This is a genomic window from Uniformispora flossi, assembly GCF_049534875.1.
Lineage (GTDB): Bacteria > Actinomycetota > Actinomycetes > Streptomycetales > Streptomycetaceae > Yinghuangia > Yinghuangia aomiensis.
The window spans coordinates 398,406-407,431 of record NZ_JBMULZ010000006.1; the positions used below are offsets into that span (position 1 = coordinate 398,406).

At 73.1% G+C, this 9,026-nt stretch carries 9 protein-coding genes; 1 reads left to right on the forward strand and 8 read right to left on the reverse strand.

Annotation, left to right across the window (positions count from 1 at the left end; translation table 11 throughout):
* The first annotated feature begins 58 nt into the window (after positions 1–58).
* A complete protein-coding gene (locus ACPA54_RS17065; RefSeq protein ID WP_423530562.1) occupies positions 59–577 on the forward strand; it encodes a MarR family winged helix-turn-helix transcriptional regulator in 519 nt (172 codons plus the stop codon).
* Positions 578–608: 31 nt separating this feature from the next.
* Here the strand turns inward: ACPA54_RS17065 and ACPA54_RS17070 are convergent, their stop codons facing one another.
* From ACPA54_RS17070 to ACPA54_RS17105, 8 genes are read right to left on the reverse strand one after another with little or no spacing between them, the layout of a single operon-like run.
* Positions 609–2,027 (reverse strand): NADH-quinone oxidoreductase subunit N, encoded by a 1,419-nt coding sequence (locus tag ACPA54_RS17070; protein WP_423530564.1) that lies wholly within the window; start codon positions 2,025–2,027, stop codon positions 609–611.
* On the reverse strand, positions 2,024–3,529 hold the full coding sequence (locus tag ACPA54_RS17075; RefSeq protein ID WP_423530566.1) for a complex I subunit 4 family protein: 1,506 nt from the start codon (positions 3,527–3,529) through the stop codon (positions 2,024–2,026). The genes ACPA54_RS17070 and ACPA54_RS17075 overlap by 4 nt, the downstream gene beginning before the upstream one ends.
* A 5-nt stretch (positions 3,530–3,534) precedes the next feature.
* Positions 3,535–5,430, reverse strand: a complete 1,896-nt coding sequence (locus ACPA54_RS17080; RefSeq protein ID WP_423530568.1) for an NADH-quinone oxidoreductase subunit 5 family protein — start codon at positions 5,428–5,430, stop codon at positions 3,535–3,537.
* On the reverse strand, positions 5,427–5,732 hold the full coding sequence (gene nuoK / locus ACPA54_RS17085) for an NADH-quinone oxidoreductase subunit NuoK (protein ID WP_423530570.1): 306 nt from the start codon (positions 5,730–5,732) through the stop codon (positions 5,427–5,429). The genes ACPA54_RS17080 and nuoK overlap by 4 nt, the downstream gene beginning before the upstream one ends.
* Entirely contained in the window at positions 5,729–6,295 is a 567-nt protein-coding gene (locus tag ACPA54_RS17090; protein ID WP_423530572.1) for an NADH-quinone oxidoreductase subunit J, read from the reverse strand. The genes nuoK and ACPA54_RS17090 overlap by 4 nt, the downstream gene beginning before the upstream one ends.
* 26 nt (positions 6,296–6,321) lie before the next feature.
* Entirely contained in the window at positions 6,322–7,257 is a 936-nt protein-coding gene (locus ACPA54_RS17095; RefSeq protein WP_423530574.1) for an NADH-quinone oxidoreductase subunit H, read from the reverse strand.
* A complete protein-coding gene (locus ACPA54_RS17100; RefSeq protein ID WP_423530576.1) occupies positions 7,250–8,506 on the reverse strand; it encodes a hypothetical protein in 1,257 nt (418 codons plus the stop codon). The genes ACPA54_RS17095 and ACPA54_RS17100 overlap by 8 nt, the downstream gene beginning before the upstream one ends.
* Positions 8,497–8,859: an NADH-quinone oxidoreductase subunit A gene (locus ACPA54_RS17105; protein ID WP_423530578.1), complete on the reverse strand. Its 363-nt coding sequence runs from the start codon at positions 8,857–8,859 to the stop codon at positions 8,497–8,499. The genes ACPA54_RS17100 and ACPA54_RS17105 overlap by 10 nt, the downstream gene beginning before the upstream one ends.
* Between the last annotated feature and the right edge of the window lie 167 nt (positions 8,860–9,026).

The following is a 9,026-nucleotide window of genomic DNA, read 5'->3' on the forward strand; positions in this document are numbered from 1 at the left end:
ACACCTCATGTGAACTGCACAACACGCGTAGGGTGCAAGGGGAGGCAAAGGGACGCACATGGACATGGACACGGACATGGATACGGACGTGGACACGGAGAAGCCGACGCAGCTGGTCGAATACGAGACGATGCTGCTCGGGCGGCACTTCATCATGACCGCGCGTGCCAAGGGCGACGAGGGCTTCCTGGACAGCAGTTCGTACGTGCTGCTGAGCCGGCTCCGCATCCAGGGGCCGATGTCGCTGCGCCTGCTCAGCGAGGCGTTCGGGCTGGACGTGTCGACCCTGAACCGGAAGACCGCGGCGCTGCAGCGCGACGGGCTGCTGGAGCGCATCCCCGACGACGAGGGCGGGATCGCACGCAAGTTCCGGCTGACGGCGGAGGGCGAACGGCGGCTGGACCACGAACGCTCGGCGACCGTCAACGGCTTGGAGAAGGTCCTGGAGGACTGGAGCGCCGAGGACGTCGCACGGTTCGCCGACTACCTGCTGCGGTTCAACCGGCGGGTGGAGGACCTGGTGGGGCGGCCCTGGCCGCGGGTGGGCGACGCGAAGGCGGGCGACGACGCGGACTGATCGTGCCTCGGCCACGCGGCCGTGCTGCCGGTCATCGCCCCAGCGCACCGCCGAGCGCGTCGAGGACGGGTTCGCCGACGACCCCCAAGGCGACCGATGCCGTCGCGAGGACGTAGGCGAGCACCGCGGCGGACCGGTCGACCGCCGCGGTCACCGGGCCGGGTCGGCCGGAGACCGCCGGGCGGATCCATCGCAGGTAGTAGAACAGCGAGGCCGCCGTGTTCACCGCGGCGACCACGGCGAGCCAGGCGAAGCCGCCGTCGACGGCGGCGGTGAAGATGCCGAGTTTGCCCAGGAACACCGCCGTCGGGGGCGTGCCGACGAGGCCCAGCAGGCAGACGACCAGGCTGAGCGCGAGCGCGGGGCGCCGGCGGAGGAGGCCGCGGTAGTCGTCGAGGGTGCGGGCCTGCGGCAGGGCGCAGACGACGGCGAAGGCGCCGAGGTTGGTGACGGCGTACGCCGCCAGGTAGTACAGCAGCGCCTCTTGCGCGTTGTCGGCCCGGCCGGCGACCGCGATCGGCATGAGCAGGTAGCCGACTTGGCTGATGCTGGAGTACGCGAGCAGCCGTTTGGCGTCCGTCTGGAAGAACGCCGCCAGGTTCCCCAGGCTCATCGCCGCGACGGACAGCGCGGCGACCAGTTCGGGCCACGGGACGGTCGACGGGACGAGCGGCTCGGCGGCGAACCGGTAGAAGGCGGCGAGCGCGCCGATCTTGGGCAGCGTCGTGATCAGTGCGGCCACCGGCGGCGTGCTGCCTTGCACCGCGTCCGGGACCCAGAAGTGCGCGGGGACGGCGCCGGCTTTGAACGTCAGACCGGCGAACACGCCCACGGCACCGGCCGCGACGAGCCCTTCCGGCGCGGTCGGGAACGCCGCGGCCAGCGCCGGGTAGGCGGTGCCGCGCGCTGCCGCGAGCAGGACGGTGATGCCGGTGAGCAAGAAGATGCCGAGGGCCGCGCCGACCACGTAGTACTTGAGTGCGGCTTCGGTGCCGGGCCGGTCCTTGCGGAAGCCGACCAGGGTGTAGACCGGGACGCTCGCCAGCAGGTAGGCGGCGGCGAGCAGCAGCAGGTCGTGTGCCCCGCCGAGCATGAGGGCGCCCAGCGCGGCGAGTTGGACGAGCACGTAGAACTCGGTCTCGCGGTGGTCGGCGCGGAACCACGGTCGTCCCAGCAGGACGACGGCGAGGGTGCCGCCGAGGACGACGATGCGGACGGTCGACGACACGGCGTCGACCGCGTAGCCGCCGCCGAAGACCGTCGACGGGGTGTCCGCGGCCGCGACCCCGGCGGCGGCCAGCCCGGCCGTGCAGGCGATCACCGCCAGCGCGGCGCCCGGCCATTGGCGGCGGCGGGGCAGCCAGGCGCCGAGGAGGAGCCCGACGAGGGCCGAGGCACCGAGGCAGATCTCGGGCAGCAGCTCGGCCGGGTTCTCGTTCATTCCCGTCATCGCGCGAGCAGCTCCAGCACGCCGTGCGACGCGGGCTCGACGACGTCGAGCACGAAGCGGGGGGCGAGGCCCAGGACGACCGCGAGCACGAGCAACGGCACGATGGCCGCGGCTTCGTGGCGGTGCAGGTCCGGGAACGCGGGCGCGGCGCCGGGGCCGCCGGGGAGGCGCAGCGGGCCGAGGAACATGCCCTGCAGGGCGCGCACGAGCAGGGCCGCCGTGAGCAGGATTCCGAGCACGGCCAAGCCCGCGGCGAGCGGCCTCGGGTCGAGGCTGCCGGCGAGGATCTGCAACTCGGCGATGAAGCCGGAGAATCCGGGGAGGCCGAGGGACCCGAACACGGACAGTCCGGTCAGCGCCGCGAACAGCGGTGCCCGGGAGGCGATCCCGGAGTACGCGGTCATCGTGTACGTGTGGCCGCGCTCGTGGAGCACGCCCGCGAGCAGGAACAAGGCGCCGGTGAGCAGCGCGTGGCTCACCATTTGGTACGTGGCCCCGGTGACGGCCAGTTGCCGCGCGGCCCGGGTGTCGGCGGTGGTGACGGCGGCTGCGCCGATCGCGAGGAGGATGTAGCCCATGTGGTTGACCGACGTGTAGGCGACCATGCGCTTGAAGTTCGTCTGGGCGAGCGCGACGAGGGCGCCGTAGAGCACGGAGACCACGCCGACGACGACGAAGACCAGGCCGTACGACCGCCATGCCTGCGGCAGCATCGGCAGGGCGATGCGCAGGAATCCGTAGGTGCCCATCTTCAGCAGCACCCCGGCGAGGATCGCCGATCCTTCCGCGGGTGCTTCGGTGTGGGCGGGCGGCAGCCAGGTGTGGAAGGGGACGGTGGGCGTCTTGACGGCCAGGCCGACGGCGACGGCGAGCAGGACGAGCGCCCCGTAGGCGGTGCGCCCGGCCAACGGGTCCTGCCGGGTCAGTTCGACCATGTCGAACGTGTGCGGCTCCGCGGCCAGATACAGGCCGATGAAGCCGAGCAGCAGCGCCAGCGATCCGATGAACGTGTAGAGGAAGAACTTCAGGGCCGCGCGGGCCGCGTCGGCGTGGCCCCAGCCCCCGATGACGAAGTACATCGCGACGATCGACAGGTCGAAGAAGACGAAGAAGACGATGAGGTCGAGCGCCGCAAACAAGCCCAGGCAGGTGGTCTCCAGGAACAGGAACAGGGCGGCGAAGTCGCGGAGGCGGTGGTTACGGCGTGCGGCGAAGACGGCGCAGGCGAGGAACAGGACGGCGGTCACCGCGATCAGCGGCAGCGACAGCCCGTCGACGCCGACGTGGTAGCTGATGCCGACGCTGGGGATCCAGCGGGCCTGTGTCTCGTACTGGAGGCCGCCGTCGTCGGCGTAGTGGCCCCACATGATGCAGGTGAGGACCAGGACCGCGGCGGCCGTGCCCGCCCACACGGCCGTGACGACCCACCGCGGGGTGCGGGCGGGCAGGCACACCAGGACGGCCGCGACGACGGCGGGCAGGAAGACGAGGGCGGTGAGCACCGCGGTCACCTCACGAGAACGAAGACGACGGCGAGCAGCGCGAACGCCGCGACGGCCTGGGCGAGGTACTGGTGGAGCTGTCCGGTCTGCGGCCGCCGGGCGAGCCGCCCCAGCGCCCGGCATGCCGCGGCGATGCCGCCGACGGATCCGTCGATGGTGGTTTCCAGGCTGCGGTTGACGGCATCGGCCAGCCGCGCGGTGCCGCGCGCGAGCACCTCGGTCCCGCGGTCGAGGACCCGGTCGTCGAAGCGGGCCGCCAGGGCCGCCATGCCCCGGACGGGCGCGACCACGACGGCGTGCGCGGCGGCTTCGAGGCCGAGCCAGTCGCGCAGGACGGCCGGAGACGCCGCCCGCGCGCGGCGGTGCCGGTCGGCCCAGACCCAGACCGCTCCGGAGGTGGCCACCGCCAGGGCCCCGCTGAGCGCGTACTCCCAGCCCGCCGCGGCGGGTTCGCCGACGGCGTCCAGCGTGCGGGCGAACGCGGCGTGGACCGGCCGCAGCGCGACGGCGGACAAAGCGGCGCATGCGACGGCCAGGACGGTGAACGGCACGGCGACCGCGAGCGGCAGGCGGACGCTCTCCTGAGACGCAGACTCCTGAGACACAGGCTCCTGGGGCGCAGGCTCTCGGGGCGCGGACTCTCGGGGCGCGGGCTGCCACACGTACCAGAGCGCCTTGACGGCATAGACCGCCGACACCACAGCCGCCGCCAACCCTGCCGCGTACAGCGCCGGTTCCTTCTCAAGCGCGGCCGTCAGCACGGTGTCTTTCGCGACCCACAGCGACAGCGGAGGAACGCCCGCCAACGACAATGCCGCCACGGTGAACGCAGCGCCGGCCGCGTATTGCCGCCGGGCCGCGCCGCGCAGCCGGGCGAGGTTCTGGGTGCCGAGCGTGGTGAGCCAGAGCCCCGCCGCGAGGAAGGCGAGACTTTTGGCGGCGGCGTGCGCGATGAGCTGCAGGGTGCCGCCGGTGGTGGAGCCGACGCCCGCCGCCAGCACCATGAAGCCGATCTGCGCGCAACTCGACGCCGCCAGCAGCTGCTTCAGTTCGGTCTGCGCCACCGCGACCAGGCCGAGCAGGACGGCGGTCGCGACGCCGGTCCACGCCACCGCGTCGTCCGCCCATCCCGTCGCGCCGAGCAGCGGCTGCACCCGGATGAGCAGATAGGCGCCGGCCACCACCATGGTCGCGGAGTGCAGCAGTGCGGACACCGGGCTCGGACCCTGCATGGCCTTCGACAGCCAGAAGCTGAACGGGAGTTGCGCCGACTTGCCGAGCGCGGCCGCGATCACGCCGCCCGCCGCGACGTGCAGCCACCGGCTCGGCGCGTCGGCGAGCCCGTCGAGTGCCGTCCCTCCCCCGGCTGCGACGGCCGCGCCGAAGGCGAGGTAGAGGCCGAGGTCGGCCGCACGTGTGGTGATCAAGGCGGTGTAGGCGGCACGCATACGCACGGGTTCGCGCCACCAATACCCGATGAGGGCCCACGAGGTGGCGCCCATGACCTCCCAGCCCATGAGCAGCGCAGGCAGCGTGGTCGCGGTGACGGTCACGAGCATCGCGCCGCTGAACAGCAGCATGAGCCCGAAGAAGCGGGAGCGGGCTTCGTCGGGGCCGATGTCGCCGACGGCGAACAGCAGGACGGCTGTCGTCACCGCGGCAACGGTCACCACCAGGAGTCCGGACAGCCCGTCCACGGCCAAGCCGAACGGCGCGCCCTCCAGGAACGGCACGGCCGTGTGCGGGTGCCGGAAGGCCGCGACGACCGCGAGGACGGTGTCCACGGCCGCGACCGCCGTCGCCGCGACCGGCGCGAACCGGTCGCCGCGGCGTCCGGCCCCGGCCAGCAGCGCACCGGCGGTCAGCGGGACCGCGACCAGCGCCCACAGCAGCACGGTCACCCGCGCAACTCCGCGGCCTCGTCGGTCATGTCGACCTCGCGGTGCCGGAACAGCGCGGTGACGACGGCGAACCCGACGGCCATCTCGACCGCCATCACGGTCACCGCGAGCACGATCAGGACCTGCCCGTCGGAGGAGGCGGGCGCGATGTAGTGCCAGATCGCCGCGGCGGCCAGGATCACGCCGCCGATCATCAACTCCAGGCCCATCATCAGCATGACGATCGACTGCTGGGTGAGCGCCCCGAACAACCCCACGCTGAACAGGGCGGCGGCGACCAGGAGGAACAGGTCGAGGTTCACCGGCCGACGCCTCCGCGGACCGGGTCGTCGGCGGGCCTGCTCCGCAGATCGTCGCCGAACCGGTCGTACCGGCCGCGGCGGGTGGCCAGCACGACCGTGGACACGATGGTCGCGAACAGCGTGACGCCCAGCGTCATCATGGTCAGCATCTGCGGCCCCATCAGGGCCAGTCCGAGGGCCTTGGTGGGGTCTGCGTCCGGCATCGTCCCGGCGCGCCCGGGCCACGGCGCCAGCAGGATGCCGACGGCCAGCGCGGCGAACACGCCGGCGCACACGGCCGCGGCGCCCTTGGCGTTGTGCACCATGGACATCGGCATGAGGCCGGCCGGGTTCATCATGAACATGACCATGAACACCGCCATGATGGCCATCTCGATGGTCATCATGAGGATGACGACCACGCCGAGGTAGTCCAGGCCGAGCTGGATCACCAGCCCGCCGACGCACAGCAGGGACAACAGCAGCGCGTACGTCGCCCGCGGCATCGAGTCGAAGCGGAACACCATGACCCCGCTCGCCACCGCCGCCACGGCCAGCACCCAGAACACGGTGTCGCCGAGCATCTCTCGTCTCGCTCCCTTCCGCTCCCCTACCGGTTCCGCACGACCACGGCGACGGCCAGCGCCTGCAGCAGCGTCAGCGGGACCAGCACCATCCAGGCCACCTCCATGTAGCGCTCCATACGCACCGCCGGAACCAGGCGGCGTCCGGCTACCAGGAGCCCCAGCACCGCGGCCGTCTTCAGCAGCGTCCACAGCCACGGCGGGAGGAGCGGCCCGTTGCCGCCGCCGAGGAACAACGGCACGCTGAACCCGGCGGTCACCGCGAACAGCAGCCACCGCCCACCCGCCAGCAGCAGCCGGTCGGCGCCGCTGTACTCCAGCACCGCGCCGCCCGCAAGGTCGCGCCCCAACGGCTGGCCGAACGGGCCCCAGAACGCCATCGCCATCGCACTGAGCAGGTAGACGGCGAACGCCACCGGCATCCACACGACGAACCACAACCCCTGCTGCGCACGGACCACGTCGCCGACGCCGAGGGATTCCGCGCCGAGCGCCGCGGTGGTCAGGGCGAACATGTGCGGCAGCTCGTACGCCAACCCCTGGGCCAGGAAGCGGTATCCGCCGATCAGCGACAGCGCCGAGTTCGGCCCCCATCCGGCGAGCCACACCGCCGCCCAGGCGAGCGCCTCCATGGCGTTGAACCAGACCACGCCTACCGCCGGGTCCGTCGCCGCACCCCACCCCCACGGCAGCACCGCCGCCGCGAGTACCGCGGCGACCGGCACCAGGGCGATGCCGAGGCGGCCCAGGAGCGGATCCGCGGCGTTCGTCCGGCGCCGCTGCTGCCCGAGCAGCCGCACGCTTTCCCGCACCGGCGCCGCGGCCTCGCGCAACGCCCCTCCCCCGCTGCCGCGTTCGGCCCGCGCGGACAGCACGGCGTCGAAGCCCGCGGCCGCGGTCGCGAGAACGGTCAGGGCGAACGGCACGGCGAGGACCGCCCCGAGCGGTGCCGTGTCAGCCATGGGCCGCCGCCGTGCCGAGCACCTCGTCCACGTCCGGATCGAGACTCGCGACGATCAGCCGGGCACACGCGAACTCGGCGCCGACCAGCACGTCGGGGAGGACGTCCAGCAGGGCCTGCGACGGCGGGCGTCCGTCGAGACGGCCGCGCGGCCCGTCCGCGGCGTCGGGGGGCAACGGGTTCCGGTCGTCGAGACGCGCCGCGTCGGCCTCGATCGCGTCCAGCCACGCCAGCACGCGCCGGTGCACGTCACCGGCCGCCGCGGCCCCCGTGAGCCCGGCCGATTCGGCTCGGGGGGAGGGCAGTTCGCCGATCCCGGTGGTGAGATGGCGCAGCGCCGCCGAGCGGCGGACGGAACGCACGAGCCGGTGCAACTCGGCAGCGACCGTCACCGCCACGGCGCCGCCGAGCAGCGCGTCCCGCAAGCGCCGGGCGCGGCCGGCCGGTTGCGGCCAGCCCGCGACCGAGAGCAGCCGGGCGAGGCTGTCCAGGCGCGCCGCGCAGGACCGGCGCGCGGCGGCGCCTGTTGGGACGGGCAGGCCGTGCGCGGCCTGCAGCCACGGCTCGGTCCAGAACGGCAGGTCGGTCGGCGGCTCGGAGGCCCACCAGCGCACGGCGGTTTGCTGGATCACATCGCCTTGCAGCGCGACGTCGACCAGCAGTGCCGTGGGCCAGTCCGGCAGCGCCGGACCGAGCGTCAGGTGCAGGCGGTCCAGCCGCAGCCCGTCGCGGTCGTCGGCACGGTCGGCCATCGGGAGCCCGGCGACGAGACCGCCGTGATGGTGGCCGTGGCTGTGTTCTTGGCCGTGTTCTTGGCCGTGTTCTTGGCCATGTTTCTGAGCGTGCTCGGCATGGCCGTGTTCGGCGTGGCCGTGTTCCGCGTGGCCGTGTTCGTGCCCGGCGTGGCCGTGCTTCGCGACGCCCACAGGCCCCGGCCCGTCCCCGCCCGCCGCCAAGTCCCGGCGGACGTCCGCCAACGCGTCGCCGACCCTCGTCGCATGCGGGACCACCGCGTACGCCTTGGGCCCGGGCACCGCCGCCCACACCGCGGCGAGGACGTCGTGGTGCCCCGCACCCGGCACTCCGCAGACCACCAGGGCCGACGCCGCCGCCGGGCTGTCCGCGAACCCCGGTCCGTGCCCTCCGAGTTCCGCTTCCAATGCGAGGCGCTGCCGGGTCGCGCCGGGGAGCGTCACCGGCAGGACGGCCGGATGCCGCGCCGCCGCGCGAAGCCGTGCGCTCAGGCCCACCGCAGGGCGCCTTCCCGCCACGCGTAGACGACCGCGGCGAACAGGATGCCCAGGAAGAGGAACATCTCGACGACCGCCGGCGTCCCCACCTCGCGGACCGTCCTGACCCACGGGTACATGAAGAGCATCTCCATGTCGAAGGCCAGGAAGATCATGGTTACCGCGTACCAGCGCACATGGAAGCGGGACAGCGCGTGCTCGCGCGGCGGTACGCCGCCGGAGAACGCCGGGGATGCCAGCGGCGACCGCTGCGCGCTCAGCAGCGTGTTCATCCCGTAGACCGCGGCGACCCCGGCAACGGCAACGCCGAGCAGCACCAGGGTCGGCTCCCAGACACTCACGGCGGCCATCATGCCCGTTTTATCCGGAACGCCCGGGGTGACACGCGGTCACCGGCAGACGGGCCTACCAAGGAATGACGCCGTGGCCGACCGGGACCACGCCTGCGTTCCGCCGGCGCGGCCTTCACCGCGCTCATGGCCATGGCCGCCACGTCCCGGGTCGCGGGCCCCGCGATTTC

What these genes read in the sequence shown, in the direction of transcription:
- ACPA54_RS17065 (WP_423530562.1), top strand. Translation starts at nt 59, where the DNA reads ATGGACATGGACACGGACATGGATACGGACGTGGACACGGAGAAGCCG.
- ACPA54_RS17070 (WP_423530564.1), bottom strand. Translation starts at nt 2,027, where the DNA reads ATGACGGGAATGAACGAGAACCCGGCCGAGCTGCTGCCCGAGATCTGC.
- ACPA54_RS17090 (WP_423530572.1), bottom strand. Translation starts at nt 6,295, where the DNA reads ATGCTCGGCGACACCGTGTTCTGGGTGCTGGCCGTGGCGGCGGTGGCG.
- ACPA54_RS17095 (WP_423530574.1), bottom strand. Translation starts at nt 7,257, where the DNA reads ATGGCTGACACGGCACCGCTCGGGGCGGTCCTCGCCGTGCCGTTCGCC.
- ACPA54_RS17105 (WP_423530578.1), bottom strand. Translation starts at nt 8,859, where the DNA reads ATGATGGCCGCCGTGAGTGTCTGGGAGCCGACCCTGGTGCTGCTCGGC.